Source organism: Pandoraea eparura (assembly GCF_902459725.1).
Classification (GTDB): Bacteria; Pseudomonadota; Gammaproteobacteria; order Burkholderiales; family Burkholderiaceae; genus Pandoraea; species Pandoraea eparura.
This window is the reverse complement of record NZ_CABPSH010000001.1, coordinates 11390-35886: the sequence shown is the minus strand read 5'-3', so window position 1 is coordinate 35886 and position 24497 is coordinate 11390. Positions and strand designations below refer to the sequence as shown.

Here is a 24497-nt window from a genome sequence, read left to right as displayed (position 1 = left end):
CATCCGCCGCGCCGTCAGCGTGACGCCGGAATTCACACGAATGCGCGTTTAATCGACTTCGGAACTCGCCCGCAACAGTTCTGCAAACCGGGCGTTGCACCATTGCATCACGTCGTTGGGCTCTCGCCCAAAACGCCAAAGCATGCGCACGGGCAATGGCGGCAGGCCGAGATCGTCGCAGCGCAGTTCGTGAAGATCCTCGTACTGCGCAATATCGAGGGGCAGCACGGCCCATCCGAGCTTGTCGACCACCATGCTGGCGATCACGTACGAACTGTCCGCCCGCCAGATCGACGGACTTAGTTGCCAAGGGGTGAAATCGTCCATCTGCAGCAGAATCTGCCGGTACTTGGCCAGGTCGCCGCGCGTGACCTGATCGCGGTAGGCGAGGGGATGGTCGCCCGCGACGAAGACTCCCTGCACGGCCGAGCCCACGTACTTGTGCCCGAGCGCCGGCGAGATCGCGCCGCGATCCACGTGAAAGCCGATGTCCGCGCGCTGCGTCTCCACATACTCGGCCACTTCCGTCGACGTGCCGTTAAGCAACGTCAGTTCCAGATAAGCGAATTGGTACGCCAGATCGCGCACCAGCTCACTCACGGCCTGATACGGCAACGCTTCGTCGATCGCCAGCGACAACTGTGGCTGCTCGCCGAACGCCAGCGCATTCGCGCGATGATTCAAGCCCTCGGTCTGGCGCAACAACTCTTTGGCCTCGAGCAGCATCACCTCCCCCTGCGCGGTGAGTCTCGCGTTACGACGGCTCCGATCGAATAGTTCAAATCCCAAATCCGCTTCGAGCAGCGATATCGCCGTACTCAACGCCGACTGGGCTTTGCCGAGTCTTCGGGCGGCAGCGGATATCGATCCTTCGTCTGCCGCGGCCACAAAGTAGCGCAATTGCTCTATTGTCCAGTTCATTCATCCATTTTATCGATAGGTTCCAACTTTTTCTAACGGAAATTCCACGGCAGAATCGCCCTTCTCCAAGGTAGGACGCCAGAGGGAATCGCCAACATAGGCGACGCGGTAGACGACCGGATGTCCCGGTCCGGTGGTTTCGGGCACCGACCCCTTTGCGCAACGCGCACATGCCGCCTACGGCGTCCCCGAAGAGATGCGGGCCCCCGGTTGCCCATTCCTGGCCCAGCCACGGGCCGACGCCGCACAACCAACGCGGTCTCGGCACCCCGACCGGATGTCGTCAATCCAACGTGCTTACATGTCATCGAAAATCAATTGCCAAACTCGCTTCGGACGGCTAACCGGCGTGTCCGCCAGCCTGATTGCCAGTGTTCTCGTCCTCGCCGCCTGCGCCGACCGAGATCCGAAGGACGACGCCGAGGCGACGTCGGAAGCGGTCGTGCGCACCGTTGAGCGTCGTGCGCAGACCCTTACGATCGAGCAGCCGGGCCGCCTGGCCGCCTACCGCAGCGCCGACGTGCGCGCGCGGGCGGGGGGCGTCGTCATCGAGCGTCGCTATCAGGAAGGGCAGACCGTCGCCAAGGGCGACGTGCTGTTCCGTATCGACCCGCAACCGTTGTCGGCCGCGCTGGATGCCGCGCGCGGTGCACTCGCCAAGGCCCAGGCCGAGCACGACTCGGCCCGCGACAAGGTCGAGCGATATCGCGGCCTGCTCGACGCGCGTGCCATCAGCGCACGGGAAGATGCCGAGTCGCGCTCGGACGAAGCGCGTGCGCGTGCCGAGGTGCTGGCGGCCCGTGCAGACGTGCGCAAGGCGGAACTCAATCTCGGTTATACGAGCGTCGTCTCGCCCATCGCCGGGCGTGTGCGTCGTGCGGAAGTCACCGAAGGGGCGCTGGTCGGTCTCGATGCCGCCACGCTGCTCACGCGCGTGGAGCAGATCGATCCGATCTACGTGAACTTCTCCCAACCGGCCGCCGAGGTGTATGCCATGACCCGCGATCTGCGTGCGGGCAAGTTGCAGCACGGCGACGTATCGGCCGCGCCGCAGGTGCATGTGACGTTGCCCGACGGCCGGGAATACACGCTGCCCGGCAAGTTGCTCTTTACCGATCTGGCGGTCGACCCGGGCACGGACACCATCGCCATGCGCGCCGTGCTGCCAAACCCCGACGGCGTGTTGCTGCCCGGCGCGTTCGTGCAGGTGCGCGTGCAGGGGGCCGTGAATCCGAACATCGTGCGCGTGCCCCGCGAGGCGCTCACGCGCACGGCCAACGGCGCCGTCGTGCGTGTGGTCGACGCACAGGGCACGGTGCGCGACACGAAAGTGCATGCCGATACGATCGACGGGCGCGATTGGCTCGTCACGGAGGGCCTGGCGGGCGGCGAGAGGGTCATCGTGCAGAACGTCGCGCAGTTCTCCGATGGCATGCACGTCAAGGTCAAGGCCGAGGCCTCGGACAGCGCTGACACGACGGCGATGCGCGCAACGTCCCGAGATGCGAAGCCCCAGGACAACGGCGGTCCGGTCGAGCCTGCGCGCGCCGGACCGGCCTCCCACGCGGAGACGCAATAACCATGGCTCGTTTCTTTATCGATCGCCCGGTCTTTGCCTGGGTGATCGCCCTGTTGATTACGCTCGTCGGCGTGCTCGCGATCCGGGCGCTGCCCGTGGCGCAGTATCCCGACATCGCCCCGCCGACGGTCAGCGTCTGGAGCAGCTATCCGGGCGCGTCGGCCAAGGTGGTCGAAGATTCCGTGACGGCGATCATCGAACGCCAGATGAACGGCGCGCCGGGGCTGATGTACACATCGGCGTCCAGCGGCAACGGCCGCTCGTCGGTCAATCTCACGTTCCGGCAGGGCACCAGCCTCGACCTGGCCGCCGTCGAGGTGCAAAACCGCTTGAAGACGGTCGAATCGCGCTTGCCCGAAGTCGTGCGCCGCGATGGCGTCGTCGTCGAGCGCGCCGCCGACAATATTCATATGGTGGTCACGCTGGCCTCGGCCAACCCCGCGATTGGCGAGGCCGATCTCGGCGAGATCGCCGCGGCGCAGGTCATCAACCAGCTCAAGCGTGTGCCGGGCGTCGGACAGGTGCAGTTCTGGGGCACCGAGAAGGCGATTCGCATCTGGCCCGACACGGCGAAGCTCGCCGCACTCGACCTGAGTGCGGCGGACATTGTCTCGAAGATCCGGGCGTACAACGCGCGCGTGACTATCGGCGACATCGGCGCAGGCTCGACGCCTGCATCGGCCCCGATCAACGCCAACGTTGTGTCGGACGGCTCGCTCGCCTCACCCGAAGCCTTTGCCAGGATTGCGCTGCGCGTGCGTGCCGACGGTTCGGCCATCCGGCTTGGCGATGTCGCCCGCGTGGAATTGGGCGCGGCTGATTACGCGTATTCGTCACGCGTGGACGGCATGCCGGCAACGGCGATGGGCATCAAGCTGGCGGCCGGCTCGAACGCCGTCGCGGTGATGAAGGCGGTGCGCCAGGTGATGGACGCCCAGGCGGCGCTGTTTCCGGCCGGTGTCTCGTACCAGATTCCCTACGAGACCGCATCGTTCGTCAAGGTGTCGATCCAGAAGGTGGTGAAGACGCTGCTCGAAGCCGTGGTGCTCGTGTTCCTGGTGATGTACCTGTTCATGCAGAACCTGCGCGCCACGCTTATCCCCACGCTGGTGGTGCCGGTCGCGTTGCTCGGCACCTTCGGGGTGTTGCTGGGACTCGGCTATTCGATCAACACGCTCACGATGTTCGGCATGGTGCTCGCCATCGGCATTCTCGTCGATGACGCGATCGTCGTCGTCGAGAACACCGAGCGAATCATGGTGGAAGAGGGCCTCTCGCCCTACGCCGCGACAGTCAAGGCGATGAAGCAGATCAGCGGAGCCATCGTGGGGATCACGGTGGTGCTGGTGGCGGTGTTCGTGCCGATGGCGTTCTTCCCCGGCGCCGTGGGCAACATCTACCGTCAGTTTGCGATCACGCTCGCGGTGTCGATTGCCTTCTCGGCGTTCCTTGCCCTCTCGCTCACACCCGCGCTGTGCGCCACGCTGCTGCGGCCGGTCGCAGCCGATCATCACGACAAGCGAGGTTTCTTCGGCTGGTTCAATCGCACCTTCGCACTGGGGACCGAGCGCTACACACGGACCGTGAGCAAGACGCTGCGTCGTCCGTGGCGCGCAATGCTGGTGTACGGCGCGGTGTTGATTGCCGTGCCGCTCGCGTTCATGCGTCTGCCGTCGTCGTTCATTCCCGACGAGGACACCGGCAGCTTCATGGTGATGGCGTCCGAGCCGCAGGGCGCCACGCTGCCCGAGGCGATGACGGCGCTCGAACGCATCGAGACCTACCTGATGCTGCACGAGCCGGTCAAACACGTCTTTGCGTTGGGCGGATGGAACGAGTTCGGTTCCGGTCCGGGCGGCGGCATGCTGTTCGTCACGCTCAAGGACTGGCAAGCGCGTACGTCCGCGCGCGACGAGGTCAACGCCATCGTCGAGCGCGTCAACGACAAGTTTGGCGGTCAGCCCGACCGCATGGTGATGGCGATGAACAGTCCGGCGCTGCCCGAACTGGGCTCGTCGAACGGCTTCAATCTGCGGTTGCAGGACCGGGCCGGTGTGGGCAAGGACGCGCTCACCGCCGCACGTGACGCGCTGCTCCAGAAGGCCGCGAAAGATCCGGTGCTCAGGAATGTGATCTTTGCCGGACAAGGCGATGTGCCACAAATTGACGTCGCCATCGACCGTCACAAGATGGAAGCGCTCGGCGTCAACATGGACGACGTCAACGCGACACTCGCGACGATGTTCGGCTCCGACTACGTCGGTGATTTCATGCTGGGCGCGGAGAATCGCCGTGTGATCGTGCAGGCGGACGGACGTCAGCGCGTGTCTCCGGAGGATATCGGCCATCTGCGCGTGCGCAACGCGAACGGCGAGATGGTGCCGCTGTCGGCATTCGTCTCGCTCAAGTGGAAGCTCGGCTCGCCGCAGCTCCGGCGCTTCAACGGCTACCCGTCGTTCACGATCCAGGGTGAGGCGGCACCGGGCAAGAGCAGCGGCGAGGCGATGGCGCGCATGGAGCGACTGATGGCCGATCTGCCTCAGGGCATCGGCTATGAGTGGAGCGGCCAGTCGCTTGAAGAGCGTATTTCGGGCGCACAGGCGCCGATGCTGTTCGCGTTGTCGGTGCTGGTCGTGTTCCTCGCGCTCGCGGCCTTGTACGAGAGCTGGGCGATTCCGGCAGCCGTGATCATGGTGGTGCCGCTCGGCGTGATTGGCGCGCTCGGCGCAGTGAGCCTGCTGGGCATGCCCAACGACATCTACTTCAAGGTAGGACTGATCGCGACCATCGGCTTGTCGGCGAAGAACGCCATCCTGATCGTGGAGGTGGCCAACGATATGACGAAGCAGGGCATGGCCTGGGGCGAGGCCGCGGTCGAAGCCGCGCGTCTGCGTCTGCGCCCGATCGTGATGACGTCGCTGGCGTTCGGCTTCGGCGTCGTGCCGCTGGCCATCGCCTCGGGTCCGGCGTCGGGGGCGCAGCGCGCTATCGGGGTGGCGGTGCTCGGCGGGATCGTGACGGCCACGGTGCTGGCAATCTTTCTGGTGCCGTTGTTTTTCCTGTGGGTCGGTCGCTTCGTGCGCCGACCAGAGACGAATGCGTCGGGCGATGCCGCACCGGCCATCGAGGGGAAGGTATGACGATGTTTCGACCCCGCATGCGCGGGATAGCGGTGCCCGGCGTGTGCCTGCTGGCGTTGCTCGGCGGATGCACGTTCGCGCCGACCTTTGAACGCCCCGCAGCGCCGGTGCCGACGACGTATGAGGCGGCCCCTTCGGGCACCGGTGCGCGTCTGGCGCTCGCCGAGCCGCTTGCGGCCGACGCGGATTGGGCCGACGTGTTCACCGATCCGGACTTGCAGACGCTGATCCGCCGCTCGCTCGCGCAGAATCGCGACTTGCGTCTGGCGTCGCTGCGTGTACAGGAAGCGCGCGCCCTGTACGGCATCGAAGCGGCCAGCCTGCTGCCGAGCGTGCAGGCGGGCGGCGCGTTCTCCCGCCAGCGGTACTCGGGGGCGGCCGGCCTGCCCGACGGTGGCAGCACCCCAGACGGTTACGTTGCCAACGACTGGCGGGCGACGCTCGGCGTGAGCGCTTTCGAACTCGATTTCTTCGGACGCGTGCGCAGCCTGCGCGATGCGGCCCTGCAAGCGTATCTGGCCAGCGAGGAAGCGCAACGGGCGGCGCAAGTGAGTCTCGTGGCGGAAGTAGCCACGTCCTACATCGGGCTGGTGGCCATCAACGAACAGATCGCCTATGCGCGCGAGGTGCTGGCGGCGCGCGAGGCGAGCATTCGCGTGGTTCGCCTGCGCGCCGAGCGGGGGTTGATCGACGACCTTGACCTGAATGCCGAGACCACGCAGGTCGAAGTCGCGCGGGCATCGCTCGCCGAGCGCGAGCGGCAACGCAGCGAGATCGTGCATGCGTTGCAGGTGCTGACCGGCGATGTGAGTGCGAAGCCGGTTGCGGCGGCATCGCTTGACGACGCATTCGTCGTGCCCGTGGCGGCAGGATTGCCGTCGTCGTTGTTGATGCGTCGTCCGGATATTCGACAGGCGGAAGCGCAACTACGTGCGGCCAACGCGGATATCGGCGCGGCGCGCGCGGCGTTTTTTCCCTCGATCAAGTTGACGACGGACATCGGTACCGCCAGTGCGAGCTTTGCGGATCTGTTCGGCGCCGGCACCGGCGTGTGGTCGTTCCTGCCGCAGATTACCGTGCCGATCTTCGAAGGCGGCCGTCTCCGCCAGGGGCTGACGTTGGCGAACGTGCGCAAGGAGATGGCCGTCGTGTCGTACGAGCGTGCGATTCAGACGGCGTTTGCCGAAGTGGACGACGCCTTGGCCGCGCAGGGGCTGTTATCGCGCCAGTTCCAGGCGCAAAAGCGTGTGTCGGACGGCGAGCGCGACAGGCTTCGTCTGGCCAATCATCGTTACACCAACGGCGTAGCGAGCTACCTCGAACTGCTCGACGCGCAGCGCAGTGCGTTCGAGGCCGCGCAGCAGTTGATCGAGGTGAAGCAGCGGGTGCTCGTCAATCATGTGGCGCTATACCGAGCGTTGGGTGGGGGATGGCGGCCGGAGGGCGACGCGTCGTGAGACGGCGGGCAGGCGCCGGATGACGAACTGAGCACCGGCATGGCGCATCGATGGTTTCTCTTGGTAAAGTCTTGGCATGCTCATCGGCTCATAAGGAAAACTTTGAGATGCGCCGCCTGAATCTGGACCAGCTTCACACGTTTTCCGAAGTCGTCGACGCCGGCAGTTTCTCCGCCGCCGCCGCTCGGCTCGATCTGTCGCAGCCCGCCGTGAGCTTGCAGGTTCGTCAACTGGAACAGCGATTGAGCGTCAGGCTGATCGAGCGCGTCGGCAAGCGGCTCAAACCGACGTCCGCCGGGCTGACGTTGCTCGATCATGCCCGCCGCATCGATGCCGTCGTCGAAGACGCCATGCATGCGCTGTCGAGCCATGCGAGCGGCGACGTCGGCGAAGTGGCGATCGGCACCGGGGCGACGGCCTGCATTCATTTGCTGCCGCCGATCCTGCGTGCCATGCGCAAGCGCCACCCGATGCTCGACATTCGGGTGAGCACCGGGAACACCGACGACGTGGTTGCCGCCGTCAGCGAGAACCGGCTCGATATCGGTCTTGTCACGTTGCCGACCGCCGGGCGCAGCCTGCATGTCACGCCAGTGTTGTGCGACGCGTTCGTCGCCATCGCGCCGGCGCGCGATGCGCAGTGGGTGCAAGAGATCACGCCGCACTGGCTCGCCGCGGCACCGATGGTGGCGTTCGAGCCGGGAAGCAGCACTCGGTTGTTGATCGACGAGTGGTTCCTGCAAGCGGGGTTGCGTGTGCGTCCGGTCATGGCCCTGGGCAGCATCGAAGCCATCAAGGAGATGGTGGCGGCCGGATTGGGCTACAGCATCGTGCCGCGGCTGTCCGTCAATGCGGCGCATCATCGGCGGGGATTGCGTGTCTGCGCGCTCACGCCGGCATTGACGAGAACGCTGGCGATCGTCGTGCGCCAGGACAAACCGCTGACCCCGGGATTGCGCAAGGTCATGTCGGCACTGGAGGCATTGGGGGACGCCGCCTGACGCCGATGCGGGAATGATCGGTCATCCGGGGTGAATCGGTTTGACGGTTTGTGACGTAGAATTGCCGGCTGTAACGCGTAAAGATAGGACTACCACGCGAGAATACCGGCAATTCGCCGGCAACCCTCAAGAAGCGCGCAACTCGTAATGCATCATCATCCTTATCGATATGAAGGGCTGCTCGGTGCCCGTTCGGTCGAGGCGCTCGACGCCGAGTTTCAGCAGCTCACGCAATCCCTGGGTTACGAAGCGTTGTTCTATGCGCCGTTGTCGCCACGTCGCGAACGCGCAGCGGCCGCATTTCAGTTGGACGACCAGCGCATTACCGCGCAGGGCATGCCGAGCCGTCACATCTTCACGACCTTTCCCGCTGCGTGGATCGAGCGCTATCAAAGCGTGGGGTATGCAGAGGTCGATCCGGTACTGATTGCCGCCAATCTGTCGCCGCTGCCAATTCTTTGGCGAACCTTCCTCGCGCAGGCGTCGCCGCACCCCATCTTCGCGGACGCTCGCGCACACGGTCTCGCTTCCGGCCTGTCGATCCCCATCTATGGCGCCACCGGCGAGCGAGCCATTTTCAGCGCCGCGACGGCCGCGTCGCCGGAAGCGTCGGCCGAGCACGAGGCGCGCATGGTCGGCGAGGTCTATCTGACGGCGATTTACTTTCACCAGGCGATCCAGCAGCTCGACATGCAGTGGGTGGCGAGCCGCAGTGCCGGCAAGCTCAGCCCACGTGAGATCGAAAGTCTGCTGTGGGCAGCGCGGGGCAAAACGGCGTGGGAGATCGGCTTGATCCTGAGTATCTCCGAGCACACGGTGACGTTTCACCTCAATAACGCCAAGCGCAAGCTCGGTGCGGTCAATCGACATCAGGCCATTGCCGCCGCGATCAGCAGTGGGGCGATATCGCCCTGAGGTGCCGTCGATACCTGCATCTTCCGTGAGCGTCCTCGGCTTGACGCTCGCGCGGCCGCTTCGCCTGTCATCCTCGCCCCGATGTCGTTTCGCTTTTTGCCTGATTCCGTCATCGCATTGCACGGATTTCAGCGCGTTTATGAAACAGTGTGTTGTCGCTTTAGGGCTGGTTCATTAATGAGGGAAAACTATAATTTACTCATGGCGAAAACTGATCAAGTAGCGGTTTTCGTGTCCATGCGTAACCAATGAACGATAAAAGGAGTTTTCCATGAAAAAGAACCTGTTGAGCGCTGTCGCCCTGGCTGGCTTGACGATGGCTGCCGGCTCGGTATTTGCCGAAGGTCAGGCCCAAACGAGCGGTGTCACCCGCGCCCACGTGCGCGCCGAACTTCAGGCGGCCCGTGAACTGGGTCTCTCGCCCGTGACGGAATTCAACTTCCCGTACACCTATGAGCAGTCGGTTCAGTTGCAGAACCTGACGGCCAAGATCGAAGCGCGCAATCAGACGGCCGCACCGGTCGCCAACTGAAGTTGATGCGATAACCGTCAACAGGTTATCGATGGCAGTTCCCGGATTCGCCGACGGCCCGCCTGACTCGTTACCGAGTCCCGCCTGCGCCGTGCGAATCACCCCACCGACGCCGTAGCGCGTCATGCCACAGCCCCGCCCGAGGAATCGTTCCCGACGGGGCTTGTGTGTTTCTGGAGGCGCGGCGTCACGAAGACGCCACCCGCCTCATCTCAATGTAGGGATGCGGAAGATGCCGTGGAGGTTGCCGGCGTGTCGTCGCTTGCGGCCGTCTTGTGGGATGCCGCCGGCGACGCCTTCTCGAGAGTCGCGTTCGCGGTGCTCGCAGCGTTAGCTGCGCTAACGGCGCTCGATTGCCAGCCACCGCCCAACGCCAGGAACAGGTTGACCTGGTCAAGCGCGACTTGCGTCTCGGAGGCGGCCAGCGCGGCCTCGGCACTGGCGTGCGTGCGCTCGGCGTCAAGACTTGTCAGATACGGCGCGCGGCCGGCCTGGTAAAGCTTGTGGTTCTGCTCGGCGGCGGCGCGCGACTTGTCCCGGGCATCGCGCAGGGCGTCATCGCGCTGCAACTCATGCGTGTATGCCGACAGCGACGTCTGCGTTTCTTGCAGGGCTTTGAGCACAACACCGTCGAAATGCGCGAGCGCGGCATCCGCCCCGGCTTCCATGCCCTTGATGTGCGACCGCACGCCGTTGGTCGGTAGCGACCACGTGATCATCGGTCCCACGCTCCACTGCTCGGTGCGGCCTTGTCCGAAGTGTTCCAGGACACCGCTCGCCCCGATCGACGCACCGATGCGGATCGAGGGGTAGAGGTCCGCCGTGGCGACACCGATCTTTGCTGTGGCGGAGGCGAGTTCGCGCTCGGCCTGACGCACGTCCGGGCGGCGCTTGAGCAGCGCGGTACCGTCGCCGACCGGCAGCGGTTGCGCGAGTTGCGGAATGCGACGGCATTGCGCGGCGCTTGGGTCGAGCGTGCCCGGCACCTTGCCGAGCATGACGGCCAGCCGGTAGGTCGCTGCGTCGTGCTGTGCCTGGAAATGCGGCAGGGCGGCACGCAAGGTGTCGGCCTGCGCTTGCGCGCGCAGCAGATCGGTTGGCTGATCGCGCCCGGCGTCGACGAGCTTGCGTGTAATGGCGACGCTCTTTTCCTGCAACGTCAGTTGCTCGTTGGCGATGTCGAACTCGTGGTTGGCGGCGCAGCCTTGCACATAGGCACGCACCGTTTCGGCGGCCACGCTAACGCGCACGACGTCGAGGGCTGCCTGACTGGCTTCGGCGGCGGCCAGCGCAGCCTCGTCGGCGCGCGCCAGTTTCCCGAAGAAGTCGATCTGATACGAGATGGACAGGGCGGCGGCGGCCAGATTGACCACCGGCAATTTTTCTTCCTTCAGGAAACTCTCGCCGGAGATCTGGGCGCGTGCGGCTTCGGCTTGCACGCCGCCTTGCGGCAGATTCTCCGATTCGACTTCGTGGTACATCGCGAGGGCGCGCTGCACGTTGGCGGCGGCCACGCGAACGTTCGTGTTGGCAGCCAGCGCGGCTTTCACGAGTGCGTCGAGCTTGGGGTCGTCGTAGAGTTGCCACCAGTCGTCGGGCACGGCGCCGATCGAGACACCGTGTTGCGCCGCGGTCGTGATGGGGCCATTGGCTTCGGGCGAGCGCATGACGGCGTGGTCCGGCAGGTGATAGTCAGGCCCAACGGTCGTGCATCCGGCTACGAGCGCAGCGGCTGCTGCCACGGCGCTCAACAGGCATAAGCGTGCTTTCACCGCTGGACTCCCGGTTGAGCGGCCTCGGCCGAGGTGGCCGAGGTGGCCGACGAAGGCGAAGGGGTCGACGGTTGCGATTGACCGGCGGTGTCCTGCTGACCTTGCATGACCGTCACGGTCGCGGTGCGTCCGGCGACCAGACGCATGTCCTTGGGCACCTCGTCGAGCGCAATGCGCACCGGAATGCGCTGGGCGAGACGCACCCAGTTGAAGGTCGGGTTGATGTTGGGCAGCATCGACGCACCGCTCGTGCGGTCGCGATCCTCGATGCCGGCGACGATGCTCTGGACATGACCGTGCAGTACCTGGCGCTCGCCCATCAGGCGCACGTCGACCTTGTCGCCGATGTGGATGCCACGCATCTTCGTCTCTTCGAAATAGCCTTCCACGTGCAGCGAGTTGGCATCGACCATCGAGAGCACTGGGCGGCCGGTGCTCACGTAGTCACCGACGCGTGGCAGGCGATCGTTCAGGTAGCCGTCGGCGGGCGCGAGCACCCGGGTGCGCGCGAGGTTGAGTTTCGCCAGTCGCACGGCGGTCTCGGCTTGCGCTACCGCCGCCTCGCCCGATTCGACCTTGGTCTGGCCGGCTTCGATCACTTCCTTGGCGACCACTTCCGTCAATTGATGGTTGCGCGCATTTTCACGGCGCGCCTGTGCGAGCGTGGCGCGCAGCGCCGCGACGTTGGCCTCGGCCTGCTGCACCGCCAGCGTGTAGCGGTCGCGGTCGATCACGAACAGCAGATCGCCGCGGTGCACCGGCTGATTGTCTTTGACCTCGACATCGGTAATGAGGCCGGACACGTCGGGGGCGACCTGCACGATGTCGGCGCGAATGCGGCCGTCGCGCGTCCAGGGGGCGACGGTGTAGTAGTCCCACAGATGCAGCAAGACGAACACCGCGACGCAGGATACCGCGAGCGTCAGCGCGACGGGGCCGAGGGAGCGAAGTTTCAGTTTCATGGTTGACAGGCGTGCGCGACGGCGACAATGCCGCCCAGCGCGATGATGTACACAGCAAGATTGAACAGGGAACGGTGCCAGACGAGCTTGTAAAAGCCCAGGCGCGCGAGCACGAAGCGCAGCACGCCGGTCAGCACGAAGGCCACGACCATCAGCACCAGTAGCGTCGGCACGAACACGCCGTAGATATCGATTTCTCCGCTCATTGGGCACTCCCGGGGCGTGTGGTGGGGAACAGAGCGACATGGATGTCCATGAGCGATGCGCGCGCGCTGCGCGACGCCTGATCGGTATGGGCCACCAACGAGCGCACGGCGCCCAGCAGTTTGTCGTGCAGCGTGGCGTCGGGGGTGCTCGCCGAGGCGTCGAGTCGCGCCTGATAAAAGCGCGCCACGTCGGTGAGCACGGCCTCGACGGCGCTGCGCTGCGGTGCATTCAGATGCGGCAGCTCACGCTGCAACGCGAGCGCTGAGAGTTCAACGCGCACTTCGGTAAAGCCGTCGCTCGACGTTTCGCTCTCGCTCGCGGCCAGGCGCGGCACGAGCTGACCCAGTCGGTCGAGCAGACGCGTGCGCAGCCGGTTATGTTCTGCAACGGAGCGCCCGAGCGCGTTGCGCGCGATATCGCGCCAGCTCGAATGAATCAGTCGGCGCATGGCCACGCGCGTGCCGAACGGGCGCGTCTGCAACGTCCAGAGCAAGGCGAACAGCACGCCGGCGAGTCCGGCGAGATTCCCGTTGAAGAACGCCTGGAAGTCGGCGCTGTATCCGCCCTGAATGCCCACGAAGCTCGCCGTATTCACCGCGACGAGCATGGCCACCATCGTAAAGCGCGGTTGCGGAATCAACGTGCCCAGCAGCAGATACGGGACGGCGAAGAGCGCAACGAGCAGGCCGAAGTCGTGCGCATTCGTCAGGATGAAGAACACGTACACGGCCGCGAACACCACGCAGACGGCCGTCGCCCAGAAGAACGAGCGGATGAACGGTGCGGGCTCGTCCATCGCCGCGAAGAAGCAGCAGGCCACCGCACCGAGCGCGACGCCGGCGGCGCCATCGTTCCAGCCGGTGTAAATCCACGCCATGCCCATGAGGAACGTGCACAGCGCGGCCGAAACCGTCGAAAACAGCAGCAGGCCGTGGTCGTAATGGCGCGCGCCGCCAAGTTCCCAGTACTGGAAAGCGGGCGTCCATTCGCGCTCGCCCGCGTGATCCTCGCGCTGGCCGAAGCGGCGTTGCAGCGACGCGCAATCCTGCCAGAGCTGCACGAGCGAGCGCAGACGGTCTTCCGTGGCCGCGACCAGCGCGCCATACCAGTCCGAGGCTTCGCCGGCCGATGGCGCCGGACTCAGCAAATGCGCCGGGGCGGGCATCGGCGCACCGCGCCGCAGCCAGGCAACCACGTCCGCCATCTTCGCTTCGAGCGCGTCGGGCGCACCGTTTGGGTGCTCGCGCAACGCGTGCACGAGCGACGCCACCGTCGCGAGCACAGGCATCATCATCGTCATGCGCCCGCGCAATTCCTGCGCGTCGCGCACGCGCTCCGACGTGTCGGCGTCATACGAGAGCTGGCTGATCAACTGGTCGAGCGCCAGAATGTCCGCCGCCATGCGGTGACGGCTCATGTGGCGCGTTGCCTTGCCGTCGGGGTCTGCCGAGAGCATGTCGGTCGTCCAGCGCGCGGCGTCGGTCAACCAGCGCGCCGATCGGTCGTGCAGAACCTTGGCCACGCTCGTGGGCAGGATCACGGCACCGATCACGCTCGCGCAGACGATGCCGAGGATGATCTCTTCGGAGCGTGCCACGGCGATATCGAAGATGACGCCGGGCGTACTGACGGCCGGCAGGGCGATCAGCGGCAGCGTGTACGAGGCAAGCAGGAACACATAGCTGCGCGGCGAGCGATGCAGCAGCGAGATATAGAGCAGCGTGCCCGTCCACAACCCGACGGCCGCCATCAGCAGCTCGGGCGTGTCGACGAGGGCCGGCACGAAGACGATGGACGCCGTGGCGCCGAGCAGCGTGCCAAGCACGCGATACAGTGCCTTGGAGCGCGTGGCGCCGGTGAGCGGGTGCGACACGATGTAGACGGTGGCCATCGCCCAGTAGGGGCGCGGCAAGCCAAGTGCGAGCGCGATATAAAGCGCCAGCATCGAGGCGAGGAACGCCTTGATCGAGAAAATCCAGTCGCGGTAGGAAGGCCAGGTGAGCACGGTTTACTTCTTGGGAGGAGCGAGCGCGAGGATGGACCCATCGGGGCCCGCCGCGCGAGAAAGTACTTCGAACACGCGCAACACCGCTTCGAAATCCTCGCGCGGAATGTCGGCGAAAACCTTTGCACGCAGCTCGCTGAGTTCGATTTCAAGCTTTTCGGCGAGCGCTTCGCCAGCCGCTGTCAGACGCAGCGCGTTGGCGCGGCGGTCGCTCGCGTCGACTTCGCGCAGCACCAGACCGGCCCCGCACAACTGATCGAGCAGTCGTACGAGCGACGCGCCTTCGAGCCCGACGTATTCGGCAAGCTCGACCTGCCGCACCCCCTGGCCGAGCCGGCGGATGAACAGCAGGGGACCGGCGCTCGCCGCCGAAATACCGTATTCGACGATCGCGCCCTGCGATAACTGGCGCCACTGTTTGCCGGCCAGCAGCAAATGGCTGGTGAAGACAAATCGGAGCGATTCTAGGGAAGTCATGGGATAGATTATATGTTAACTAATAATTAGGATGCTAGTTAATGCCGTATTGCGTCAGACGGTGTGATCGCCGAAAATCCTTGCCAGTATTGGGTTTTCTGAGAATCGTTGTATTGCTTGGCGACGCGTTGGCGTGTGATTTCGGCGTCGTTCGCCGGTTTTATTTTTGATTCGAGGGCGTCAGGGGCTCCGGCGACCGCCGCCTTCGCGCGCGTTTTCTCTCGCGCTTCTCTCATCGCTTTCCCCCTCGTGCCCCCCCTCGGAAGGGCCACCCGCCGCGTCGTCGATTCGCTTCATGTTATCGAGCAGTTTGAGTAGATAGTGCAGCGTGTGGGTCATGTCGCGGGTCGAGAAGTCGTCGAGCGCCTGCGCGTAATACCCGTGGATGCGCGGCACCGCCTCACGGTGCCAGACCGCGTGCCCGTGCTCGGTCATGGTGATGCGGCGCGATCGCCGGTCGCGGCCGTCCGGTGCGCTGGTGATATGGCCGTCGCGCTCCATGCGGCCGATCAAGCCCGACAGATTCTGGCGACTCACCATCAGATAACGCGCCAGATCGCCCACGCTCATGCCGTCGGGCACCTCCGGGCGCGAAAGGGCGCCGAGGACGGCCCATTGCTGCGTCGTCAGGCCAAGGCTTTCCACCGCTCGCGTACCGGTTTTGTGCAACATATTGGCGCATTGATAGAGCCGGAAGAACAGCCGATTCGCCAGTTCCATGCGCGTGATTTCCGCATTATTACTAGGGTTTTCCATATCAATATCTCCACTTTCGCCCGCTTGCGCATCGCGAATCTCGCGTCTAGTATACGTCAATATATTGACGCAATTTAATGGGTGGGCCGGGATCTCCGAGGTCAGCAAGGATACCGCGCCCGCCGGTGACTCTGGAGGCGAGACATGCAGCGATTCGAGGGCAAGACCGTCATCGTGACGGGCGGCGGAGGCGGGATCGGCGGCGCGACGTGTCGCCGTCTGGCCAGGGAGGGGGCGGCGGTGGCGGTGTTCGACCGCGACCTGGCGGCGGCCGAGCGCTGCGCGGGCGAGATCGTGGCGTCGGGCGCGCGCGCGCTGGCGTTCGCATGCGACATCACCGTGCGTGAGCAGGTAGACGCTGCCGTTGCTGCGGTATCGACCGCGTTGGGGCCCGTGGACGTCCTGGTCAACAACGCCGGGTGGGACATCTTCAAACCCTTCACCAAGACGACCCCGGCGCAATGGGAGTCGCTCATCGCCATCAACCTCGTGGGGACGCTGCATATGCATCACGCGGTGTTGCCCGAGATGGTGGCACGGCGCAGCGGACGCATCGTGAATATCGCGTCGGACGCGGCGCGTGTCGGGTCGTCGGGCGAAGCGGTGTACGCCGCCTGCAAAGGCGGGCTCGTCGCATTCTCGAAGACGCTTGCCCGCGAGCACGCGCGCCACGGTATCACCGTCAATGTGGTGTGCCCGGGGCCGACCGACACCGCGCTCTTTGCCGATTACAAGGAGGGCGCGGGCAATCCGGAAAAGCTGGTGGAAGCGTTCACCAAGTCCATTCCGCTTGGCCGCATCGGTCAGCCGGACGACTTGCCGGGGGCCATTGCCTTCTTCGCGAGCGACGACGCCGCGTTCGTCACCGGTCAGGTGTTGAGCGTCTCGGGCGGCCTCACGATGTGCGGCTGACCCGGGCCATTCCGGGCCATTTCAGGGCATTCCCCGACCTCGTTTATCGATATCACCGCTGGCGCGCGTCAGGGCTGCCAACGACAACCCACAACAGCCAGCGACGCGCAGCGGCAAGGAGCGAAACCATGCAATACGAAGACATCCTGTATGAAGTGCGCAACGGCGCGGCGTGGATCACGATCAACCGTCCGGACAAGATGAACGCCTTTCGTGGGCGCACCTGCGACGAGCTGATCCATGCCATCAACAAGGCCGGCTACGACCGTGAGATTGCCAGCATCGTGCTTGCCGGCGCTGGCGAGAAGGCGTTCTGCACCGGGGGCGATCAGTCGGCGCACGAAGGGCAGTACGACGGCCGCGGCACCATCGGGCTGCCGATGGAGGAGCTGCACAACGCCATCCGCGACGTGCCCAAGCCCGTCATTGCCCGCGTGCAAGGCTATGCCATCGGCGGCGGCAACGTGATCTGCACCTTGTGCGACTTCACGATTGCGTCCGAGAACGCCGTGTTCGGGCAGGTCGGCCCGAAGGTCGGCTCGGTCGATCCGGGCTTCGGCACCGCGTTTCTCGCGCGTGTCGTCGGCGAGAAGAAGGCGCGCGAGATCTGGTATCTGTGCCGTCGCTATCCGGCGGCACAAGCGCTGGCGATGGGACTCGTGAACACCGTTGTGCCGCACGATCAACTCGATGCGGAAGTCCAGAAATGGTGCGACGAGATTCTCGAGCGCAGCCCGACGGCGATTGCCATTGCGAAGCGCTCGTTCAACATGGACACGGCGCAGCAGGCGGGCATCGCGGGCATGGGCATGTACGCGCTCAAACTCTATTACGAGACGGAAGAGTCGCGCGAAGGCGTGCGGGCGTTCCAGGAGAAGCGCAAGCCCGAGTTCCGCAAATACGCCAAATAAGCGAGGCATACGCGATGCAAACTCCGTATCTCGACGACGATCTCGTCGCGCTGGCCGAGCACACGCGGCGTTTCGCCCAGGCGCGTGTCGCTCCCGGTTTTCTCGAGCGAGACAAGACCCGCGTGCTCGATCGTACGCTCATGCGCGAGATGGGCGAGCTTGGCCTGATCGCGCCGGAGCTGCCGGAAGCGTTCGGTGGGCAGGGCATGGGGCGTCTCGCGGCGGGCGTGATCCACGAAGCGATTGCGCGCGCGGACCTGAGCCTGTCCTACGTCAACCTGCTGGCCTCGCTCAATGGCCAGATTCTCGCGGCCCATGGACAGCCTGAGGTCGTCCTGCCCTGGCTGCGCAAGCTCACGCGCGGCGAAACGCTGCTCGCCATCGCGCTGACCGAACCGCGCGGCGGATCGGACGCTGCCAACCTGCGCATGCGGGCCGAGTTCGACGGGACGCATTACGTGCTCAATGGGGAGAAGACATCCATCTCTGCCGCCGATCAGGCCGACGCCGCCGTCGTGTTCGCGCGTACGGGCGACGTGGCGTCGGGCGCACGCGGCATCTCGGCGTTCCTCGTGCCGCTCGACCTGCCGGGCATCACTCGACAACGCTTTGATTGCCATGGGCAGCGCGCCATCGGCCGCGGCTCGCTGTTCTTCGAGAACGTGAAGATCCCGGCCGACCACGTACTGGGCGCGCCGGGCGAGGGCTTCGTGCAAGTGATGCAGGGCTTCGACTTCTCTCGCGCGCTCATCGGCTTGCAGGTGCTGGCCGTCGCCCGCGCCTCGCTCGACGAGACATGGGAATACGTGGCCCAGCGCGAGGCGTTTGGCAAACCGCTGTCGGCGTTTCAGGGCGTCTCGCACCCGCTGGCGGATTTCGACACGCAGGTCGAGGCGGGGCGGCTGCTCTGTCTTCAAACGCTGTGGCTCAAGGATCGCGGCCTGCCGCACAGCGCCGAGGCGGCCATGTGCAAGTGGTGGGGGCCGAAGCTCGCTTACGACGTCATCCATCAATGTCTGCTGATGTTCGGCCACGGCGGCTACGACCGGGGCGTGATGGAGCAGCGTTTGCGCGACGTACTCGGTTTCCAGATCGGTGACGGCACCGCGCAGATCATGAAGACGATCATCGCGCGCGCCCGCGCCGGCCGTCAGGCGGTGCCGGTTTGACCGGACGGCGGCGCTCATTGGTGTCAGGGCAAGGCAAGGGCAAGACCCTAACGGCGTGAAATCCGCGACAGTCAAGGAGACGATGTGATGGAGTTCGATGCGGTATTGCTTCCCCCTCGGCGCGAGCACAGCGTGGCGCGTGGCTGGTGGCCCGAACGCACGATCAACGATGCGCTCGACGCGGCGCTTGCGGCGTGGCCAGACAAGGTCGCACTCACGGCGGTCTCGACGGCCACCGGCCAGACCACATCGCTGACCTACGCCGCACTCGCCGATGCCGCAGAGCGACTTGCGCTGGGCCTGTTGCGGCGTGGCGTCGGGCGCGGCGACGTGGTCGCGTGCCAACTACCCAACGGCTGGCCGTTCGCGGTGACCTACCTGGCTTGCGCCCGTATCGGCGCGGTGCTCAATCCGCTCATGCACATCTTCCGCGAGCGCGAACTATCGTTCATGCTGCGCCATGGCGAGGCGAAGGTGTTCCTCGTGCCCAAGCAGTTTCGCGGCTTCGATCACGCGGCGATGGCGCGCGCGTTGCAGCGCGAGCTTGCCGCGCTCCGGCACGTGATCGTCGTCGGGGAGGCTGCCACGCAGGAGAGTTTCGATGCCGTGCTCATGGCTGGCGAACCGGCGGCGACCGACGCGGAGCGCGCGCAGATGCAAGCATCGCGCGCACGTCCGGACGACGTGATGCAATTGATGTACACCTCCGGCACCACGGGCGAGCCGAAGGGCGTGATGCACAGTGCGAACACCACGTTCTCGAACATCGAGGCCTACGCGCAGCGCATGCGTCTCGGTCGCGACGACGTGATTTTGATGGGCTCGCCGCTCGCGCACCAGACCGGCTTCATGTACGGACTGATGATGCCGATCGTGCTCGGCGCGAGCGCAGTCATGCTCGACGTGTGGGATCCGGCGACTGCCGTGGGCCTGATTCAGGCGCACGGGGTGACCTTCACGATGGCGTCCACCCCCTTTCTCGCCGATCTGACCAAGGCGGTGGCGGCCAGCGGCGAGACCGTGCCGAGCTTGCGTGCCTTCCTGTGCGCGGGGGCGCCGATTCCGGGGCCGGTGGTGGAGAAGGCGCGCAAGGTGCTCGGCGCGAAAATTGTGTCGGCGTGGGGCATGACCGAGAACGGCGCCGTGACGCTCACGCGTCTGGACGACGACGATGCGCGGGCGTCGACGACGGACGGCTGCCCATTGCCGGGCGTCGAGCTGCGCGTCGTCGATGCGCAGGATCGCGATCTGCCGACGGGCGAGACCGGCCGCTTGCTCGTGCGCTCGTGCTCGAATTTCGGCGGCTATCTCAAGCGGGCGCAGTGGAACGGCACCGACGAGGCGGGATGGTTCGACACCGGCGACATGGCCTGGCTCGATGCCACCGGCTACGTGCGCATCGCCGGGCGCAGCAAGGACGTGATCATTCGGGGCGGCGAGAACATTCCCGTCGTCGAGATCGAGGCGCTGCTGTACCGGCATCCGGCGATCGAGACGGTGGCCATCGTCGCGTATCCGGACGAGCGCCTCGGCGAGCGCGCGTGTGCGGTCGTGGTGCCGCGCCCGGGGCAGTCGGTCGATCTGCCGGCGCTCACTGGCTTCCTGGCCTCGCACAAGGTCGCCCGGCAGTATTGGCCGGAACGCCTCGAAGTGCGCGAGGCGCTGCCGACGACCCCCACGGGTAAGATACAGAAGTTCAAATTACGCGAGATGCTGCAAACGGGCGAGTGAACGCCCTGGCGCGGCGCGCCATTCTTCAAGGACGAAAGGTCGATGACATCGAAGGGACTGGATAGCGAATCGTTCGAGCTGTTGCTCGCGGCGGTGCAACGTTTCATTCGCGAGCGGCTGGTGCCTGCCGAGAACGACGTGGAGGCGCACGACGACGTGCCGGCCACGCTCGTCGATGAGATGAAGGAGATGGGCCTGTTCGGCCTGTCGATCCCCGAGGCGTTCGGCGGCATCGGGCTGTCGATGTCGCAGGAAGTGCGAGTGGCCTACGAGTTCGGGCAGACGTCGCTGGCCTTCCGCTCCGTATTCGGCACCAACGTGGGCATCGGCTCGCAGGGCATCCTGATGGATGGCACCGAGGCGCAGAAGCGCGAGCTGCTGCCGCGCGTAGCGAGCGGGGACTTGATCATGTCGTTCGCGCTCACCGAGCCGGACGCGGGGTCCGACCCGGCCGCCCTCAAGACGCGCGCCGTGCTCGACGGCGACACCTATGTGCTCGACGGCGTGAAGCGCTTCATCACCAACGCGCCGCGGGCCGGGGCATTCACGCTGATGGCGCGCACGGGCGGCGAGGGCGCGGGCGGCATCTCGGCCTTCATCGTACCGGCCGACACGCCGGGCCTGTCGCTTGGCAAGCCCGACAAGAAGATGGGGCAGCGCGGAACGAAGACCTGCGACGTCGTGCTGCAAGGCGCGCGCGTGCCGGCGCAGAACATCATCGGCGGCGAGGCGGGCAAGGGCTTCAAGACGGCCATGAAGGTCCTCGACCGTGGGCGCTTGCATGTGGCGGCGCTCGCGTGCGGCATGGCGCAGCGAATTCTCGACGAGTCCGTCGCGTATGCGCGCGAGCGCAAGCAATTCGGGCAGCGCATTGGCGACTTCCAGCTCGTGCAGGCGATGCTCGCGGACAGTCGGGCCGAACTGTACGCCGGATGGTCGATGGTGCAGGACTGCGCCCAGCGTTACGACACGAAGCCCCAAGGCAAGCGCGATGCCGATGTCAGCATGCGGGCCTCGTGCGCCAAGCTGTTTTGCACCGAGATGGTCGGGCGCGTGGCCGATCGTGGCGTGCAGGTGCACGGCGGTGCAGGTTACATCAACGAATACAAGGTCGAGCGCTTCTATCGCGACGTGCGCCTGTTGCGACTTTATGAAGGCACCACGCAAATTCAGCAATTGATTATCGGGCGTGCCCTGATGCAGGACGATTGAGGCGGCGCGACCTTCGGCGATGCGCGGCGGCGCTCACGCGGCGCATCATGCTGGTGCGCGTGAGGCCGATGCCGGACCGCCTTGCACTGCTGCGGTGCAGCAGATTTAACCTGACTTTCGGGCATTTCCCATAGACAAATCTCCCGTTCTGCGTTGCCTGGCAACGCTTTGCCGATCGTCTTGTGCTACCTGGCACGCTTGTTGCGTAACTGTGTGAGCCAGCGGCAAAGACGTCGCCGGCCATGAATTCCGGTACGGCGTCAGGCGAGAGCGCCTGCGACGTACCTACAGGACAACGGCGTCCCTCCATGCTTCGGCATGGTCGGACGCCGTTTTGTTTTTCGGGCGCTGCAAGCGCTGCAACAGGAGAAGACAGCATGCGCAAACCTCGTCTGGTCGTCATCGGCAACGGCATGGCCGGCATCCGCACGCTCGAAGAGCTGCTGGAAATCGCACCGAATCAGTACGACATCACCGTATTCGGTGCCGAGCCGCATCCGAACTACAACCGGATCCTGCTCTCGCCGGTGCTTGCCGGTGAGCAGTCGTTCGCCGACATCGTGCTCAATCCGCTGGATTGGTATGCCCAGAAGGGCATCACGTTGCATCTGGGCAAGGAAGTCACCCAGATCGATCGACCGCGCCGCGTCGTGCGTTGCGCCGACGGCACCGAGGCGCCGTACGACCGTCTGCTGATTGCCACCGGCTCCAGCCCGTTCATCCTGCCGGTGCCCGGCAAGGATCTCGACGGCGTGATCAGCTACCGCGACATTCGCGACACCGAGATCATGATCGAGACGGCGAGCATGAAGCGTCATGCGGTCGTGATCGGCGGCGGCCTGCTCGGCCTCGAGGCGGCCAACGGTCTCAAGCTGCGTGGCATGGACGTCACCGTGGTGCACCTGGCCGACACGCTGCTCGAACGCCAGCTCGACAGCACGGCGGGCAAGCTGCTGCAACAGTCGCTCGAAGCGCGCGGTCTCGCGTTCCGCCTGTCGCATCAAACGGCGGCGATTCTCGACGACGGCAACGGCAGCGTGCGGGCCGTGAGGTTCAGCAACGGCGAAGAAATCGCGGCCGACCTCGTCGTGATGGCCGCCGGGATCCGCCCGAACACCACGCTGGCCGAAGCGGCCGGCCTGCATTGCGCCCGCGGCATTGTCGTGTCCGACACGCTGCAAACCTACGATCCGCGCATTTACGCCGTCGGCGAATGCGTGAGCCATCGCGGCGTGGCCTATGGTCTTGTGGCCCCGCTGTTCGAGCAGGCCAAGGTCTGTGCCAACCACCTCGCGCTCATGGGCATCGGCAGCTATCGCGGCTCGGTGCTGTCGACGAAGCTCAAGGTCACAGGCATCGACCTGTTCTCGGCGGGCGACTTTCTCGGCGGCGAAGGCACCGAGGAGATCGTGTTGTCCGATCCCGCGAGCGGCGTCTACAAGAAGCTGGTGATTCGCGACGACAAACTCGTCGGCGCTTGCCTGTATGGCGATACGGCCGACGGCGCATGGTACTTCAAGCTGCTGCGCGAAGGGCGCGCGCTGGGTGAACTGCGCGAGCGCATCATGTTCGGCGAGTCGAGCGTGGGTGACGTGGGCACGCAAGGCCAGAACCGCGCGTCGGCCATGTCCGATACCGATGAAGTGTGCGGCTGCAACGGCGTGTGCAAGGGCACCATCGTCAAGGCGATCACCGAGAAGGGCCTGTTCACGCTCGATGAAGTCAAGAAGCATACGAAGGCCGCCAGCTCGTGCGGGTCGTGCGCCGGGCTGTGCGAACAGATTCTGATGAGCACGCTGGGCTCGACCTACGACGCAGCGCCGAAGGAAAAGGCCGTGTGCGGTTGCACGGATCTGTCGCATGCCGACGTGCGTCGCGCGGTGCGCGAGCATCACCTCACGACCCATCGTGCCGCCTTCGACTTCCTCGAATGGCGCACGCCCAACGGGTGCGCCACGTGTCGTCCCGCGCTGAACTACTACATGCTCAGCACGTGGCCGAAGGAAGCCGTCGACGATCCGCAAAGCCGTTTCGTCAACGAGCGTGTGCACGCCAACATCCAGAAGGACAACACGTTCTCCGTCATCCCGCAGATGAAGGGCGGCGTGACGAACCCGAGCGAGCTGCGTCGCATCGCCGACGTGGCGGACAAGTACCAGATTCCGATGGTCAAGGTCACGGGCGGTCAGCGTATCGATTTGCTCGGTGTGAAGAAGGAAGACCTCGTGAGCGTCTGGCGCGACCTCGGCATGCCGTCGGGACACGCCTATGGCAAGTCGATCCGCACCGTGAAGACGTGCGTGGGCAGCGAGTTCTGCCGCTTCGGCACACAGAACAGCACGCAGATGGGCATCGATCTCGAGACCATGCTCGCGAACATGTGGTCGCCCCACAAGGTCAAGCTCGCCGTGTCCGGCTGCCCGCGCAATTGCGCCGAGGCCGGGATCAAGGACGTGGGCGTGATCGCCGTCGATTCGGGCTGGGAGCTGTATGTGGGCGGTAACGGCGGCATCAAGACCGAAGTCGCGCAATTCCTCGTGAAGGTGAAAACGGCTGACGAGGTCAAGGAGTACACGGGCGCGTTCCTGCAGCTCTATCGCGAGGAAGCCTATTACCTCGATCGCACGGTGCATTACCTCGACCGGGTGGGGCTCGACTACGTGAAACAACGCGTGGTGAACGATGCCGCCAATCGTCGGGCGCTGTACGAGCGGCTGCTCTTCTCGCTCGATGGCCTGCCCGATCCGTGGCAAGCGCGCATCAACGGGGCGCAAGCCAATGAATATCGTCCGCTGACCTCGATCGTGCCGGTGGGCGTCGAGCCCGAGACTGCCTGAG

19 protein-coding genes are annotated in these 24497 nt (G+C 65.3%); 12 read left to right on the top strand and 7 right to left on the bottom strand.

What is annotated here, in order from left to right; all coding sequences use genetic code 11:
* Positions 1 to 48: 48 nt before the first annotated feature.
* Positions 49 to 921 carry a LysR family transcriptional regulator gene (locus tag PEP31012_RS00155; protein WP_174978056.1) on the bottom strand — a complete coding sequence of 291 codons (873 nt, stop codon included), beginning with the start codon at positions 919 to 921 and terminating at the stop codon, positions 49 to 51.
* 313 nt (positions 922 to 1234) lie between these two features.
* On the opposite strand from PEP31012_RS00155, the gene PEP31012_RS00150 reads away from it, so the two are divergent.
* The 6 genes from PEP31012_RS00150 to PEP31012_RS00125 all read left to right on the top strand — a co-directional run bounded on the left by PEP31012_RS00150 (position 1235) and on the right by PEP31012_RS00125 (position 9545).
* Positions 1235 to 2500, top strand: coding sequence for an efflux RND transporter periplasmic adaptor subunit (locus PEP31012_RS00150; protein WP_425494913.1), 1266 nt, complete (start codon positions 1235 to 1237; stop codon positions 2498 to 2500).
* 2 nt (positions 2501 to 2502) lie between these two features.
* Positions 2503 to 5640, top strand: a complete 3138-nt coding sequence (locus PEP31012_RS00145) for a multidrug efflux RND transporter permease subunit (RefSeq protein ID WP_150587355.1) — start codon at positions 2503 to 2505, stop codon at positions 5638 to 5640.
* The gene (locus PEP31012_RS00140; RefSeq protein WP_246171075.1) at positions 5637 to 7097 is read left to right on the top strand and encodes an efflux transporter outer membrane subunit; all 1461 of its coding nucleotides are present in this window, start codon (positions 5637 to 5639) and stop codon (positions 7095 to 7097) included. The genes PEP31012_RS00145 and PEP31012_RS00140 overlap by 4 nt, the downstream gene beginning before the upstream one ends.
* 107 nt (positions 7098 to 7204) lie before the next feature.
* Positions 7205 to 8098: a LysR family transcriptional regulator gene (locus PEP31012_RS00135; RefSeq protein ID WP_150587354.1), complete on the top strand. Its 894-nt coding sequence runs from the start codon at positions 7205 to 7207 to the stop codon at positions 8096 to 8098.
* Between the two features lie 147 nt (positions 8099 to 8245).
* Positions 8246 to 9013, top strand: coding sequence for a LuxR family transcriptional regulator (locus PEP31012_RS00130; RefSeq protein ID WP_150587353.1), 768 nt, complete (start codon positions 8246 to 8248; stop codon positions 9011 to 9013).
* Between the two features lie 271 nt (positions 9014 to 9284).
* Positions 9285 to 9545: a DUF4148 domain-containing protein gene (locus PEP31012_RS00125; RefSeq protein WP_150587352.1), complete on the top strand. Its 261-nt coding sequence runs from the start codon at positions 9285 to 9287 to the stop codon at positions 9543 to 9545.
* Positions 9546 to 9757: 212 nt separating this feature from the next.
* Here the strand turns inward: PEP31012_RS00125 and PEP31012_RS00120 are convergent, their stop codons facing one another.
* From PEP31012_RS00120 to PEP31012_RS00095, 6 genes are all read right to left on the bottom strand, one after another.
* Positions 9758 to 11317 (bottom strand): efflux transporter outer membrane subunit, encoded by a 1560-nt coding sequence (locus tag PEP31012_RS00120; RefSeq protein ID WP_246171074.1) that lies wholly within the window; start codon positions 11315 to 11317, stop codon positions 9758 to 9760.
* On the bottom strand, positions 11314 to 12279 hold the full coding sequence (locus PEP31012_RS00115) for an efflux RND transporter periplasmic adaptor subunit (RefSeq protein ID WP_150587351.1): 966 nt from the start codon (positions 12277 to 12279) through the stop codon (positions 11314 to 11316). Before PEP31012_RS00115 ends, PEP31012_RS00120 begins: the two co-directional genes overlap by 4 nt.
* Positions 12276 to 12485: a DUF1656 domain-containing protein gene (locus PEP31012_RS00110; protein ID WP_150587350.1), complete on the bottom strand. Its 210-nt coding sequence runs from the start codon at positions 12483 to 12485 to the stop codon at positions 12276 to 12278. Before PEP31012_RS00110 ends, PEP31012_RS00115 begins: the two co-directional genes overlap by 4 nt.
* Positions 12482 to 14491 (bottom strand): FUSC family protein, encoded by a 2010-nt coding sequence (locus PEP31012_RS00105; RefSeq protein WP_150587349.1) that lies wholly within the window; start codon positions 14489 to 14491, stop codon positions 12482 to 12484. Before PEP31012_RS00105 ends, PEP31012_RS00110 begins: the two co-directional genes overlap by 4 nt.
* 3 nt (positions 14492 to 14494) lie before the next feature.
* Positions 14495 to 14968 (bottom strand): MarR family winged helix-turn-helix transcriptional regulator, encoded by a 474-nt coding sequence (locus PEP31012_RS00100; protein WP_150587348.1) that lies wholly within the window; start codon positions 14966 to 14968, stop codon positions 14495 to 14497.
* 180 nt (positions 14969 to 15148) lie between these two features.
* Positions 15149 to 15724 (bottom strand): MarR family winged helix-turn-helix transcriptional regulator, encoded by a 576-nt coding sequence (locus tag PEP31012_RS00095; protein WP_150588001.1) that lies wholly within the window; start codon positions 15722 to 15724, stop codon positions 15149 to 15151.
* A gap of 144 nt (positions 15725 to 15868) precedes the next feature.
* Between PEP31012_RS00095 and badH the strand changes: the two genes are divergently transcribed.
* The 6 genes from badH (at position 15869) to nirB (ending at position 24496) form a co-directional block, all read left to right on the top strand.
* A complete protein-coding gene (badH, locus tag PEP31012_RS00090; RefSeq protein WP_150587347.1) occupies positions 15869 to 16636 on the top strand; it encodes a 2-hydroxycyclohexanecarboxyl-CoA dehydrogenase in 768 nt (255 codons plus the stop codon).
* A 128-nt stretch (positions 16637 to 16764) separates the two neighbouring features.
* Positions 16765 to 17547, top strand: a complete 783-nt coding sequence (badI, locus tag PEP31012_RS00085; RefSeq protein WP_150587346.1) for a 2-ketocyclohexanecarboxyl-CoA hydrolase — start codon at positions 16765 to 16767, stop codon at positions 17545 to 17547.
* 14 nt (positions 17548 to 17561) lie between these two features.
* A complete protein-coding gene (aliB, locus tag PEP31012_RS00080; RefSeq protein WP_150587345.1) occupies positions 17562 to 18716 on the top strand; it encodes a cyclohexanecarboxyl-CoA dehydrogenase in 1155 nt (384 codons plus the stop codon).
* A gap of 87 nt (positions 18717 to 18803) precedes the next feature.
* On the top strand, positions 18804 to 20447 hold the full coding sequence (gene aliA, locus PEP31012_RS00075) for a cyclohexanecarboxylate-CoA ligase (protein WP_150587344.1): 1644 nt from the start codon (positions 18804 to 18806) through the stop codon (positions 20445 to 20447).
* Between the two features lie 42 nt (positions 20448 to 20489).
* Positions 20490 to 21659, top strand: a complete 1170-nt coding sequence (locus PEP31012_RS00070; RefSeq protein WP_150587343.1) for an acyl-CoA dehydrogenase family protein — start codon at positions 20490 to 20492, stop codon at positions 21657 to 21659.
* Between the two features lie 377 nt (positions 21660 to 22036).
* Positions 22037 to 24496: a nitrite reductase large subunit NirB gene (gene nirB, locus PEP31012_RS00065; RefSeq protein WP_150587342.1), complete on the top strand. Its 2460-nt coding sequence runs from the start codon at positions 22037 to 22039 to the stop codon at positions 24494 to 24496.
* Position 24497 lies beyond the last annotated feature (1 nt).

Coding starts and splice junctions, on each gene's coding strand:
- PEP31012_RS00155 (WP_174978056.1), bottom strand. CDS start 921: ATGAACTGGACAATAGAGCAATTGCGCTACTTTGTGGCCGCGGCAGAC.
- PEP31012_RS00145 (WP_150587355.1), top strand. CDS start 2,503: ATGGCTCGTTTCTTTATCGATCGCCCGGTCTTTGCCTGGGTGATCGCC.
- PEP31012_RS00140 (WP_246171075.1), top strand. CDS start 5,637: ATGACGATGTTTCGACCCCGCATGCGCGGGATAGCGGTGCCCGGCGTG.
- PEP31012_RS00135 (WP_150587354.1), top strand. CDS start 7,205: ATGCGCCGCCTGAATCTGGACCAGCTTCACACGTTTTCCGAAGTCGTC.
- PEP31012_RS00130 (WP_150587353.1), top strand. CDS start 8,246: ATGCATCATCATCCTTATCGATATGAAGGGCTGCTCGGTGCCCGTTCG.
- PEP31012_RS00125 (WP_150587352.1), top strand. CDS start 9,285: ATGAAAAAGAACCTGTTGAGCGCTGTCGCCCTGGCTGGCTTGACGATG.
- PEP31012_RS00115 (WP_150587351.1), bottom strand. CDS start 12,279: ATGAAACTGAAACTTCGCTCCCTCGGCCCCGTCGCGCTGACGCTCGCG.
- PEP31012_RS00110 (WP_150587350.1), bottom strand. CDS start 12,485: ATGAGCGGAGAAATCGATATCTACGGCGTGTTCGTGCCGACGCTACTG.
- PEP31012_RS00100 (WP_150587348.1), bottom strand. CDS start 14,968: ATGACTTCCCTAGAATCGCTCCGATTTGTCTTCACCAGCCATTTGCTG.
- PEP31012_RS00095 (WP_150588001.1), bottom strand. CDS start 15,724: ATGGAAAACCCTAGTAATAATGCGGAAATCACGCGCATGGAACTGGCG.
- badH (WP_150587347.1), top strand. CDS start 15,869: ATGCAGCGATTCGAGGGCAAGACCGTCATCGTGACGGGCGGCGGAGGC.
- badI (WP_150587346.1), top strand. CDS start 16,765: ATGCAATACGAAGACATCCTGTATGAAGTGCGCAACGGCGCGGCGTGG.
- aliB (WP_150587345.1), top strand. CDS start 17,562: ATGCAAACTCCGTATCTCGACGACGATCTCGTCGCGCTGGCCGAGCAC.
- aliA (WP_150587344.1), top strand. CDS start 18,804: ATGGAGTTCGATGCGGTATTGCTTCCCCCTCGGCGCGAGCACAGCGTG.
- PEP31012_RS00070 (WP_150587343.1), top strand. CDS start 20,490: ATGACATCGAAGGGACTGGATAGCGAATCGTTCGAGCTGTTGCTCGCG.
- nirB (WP_150587342.1), top strand. CDS start 22,037: ATGCGCAAACCTCGTCTGGTCGTCATCGGCAACGGCATGGCCGGCATC.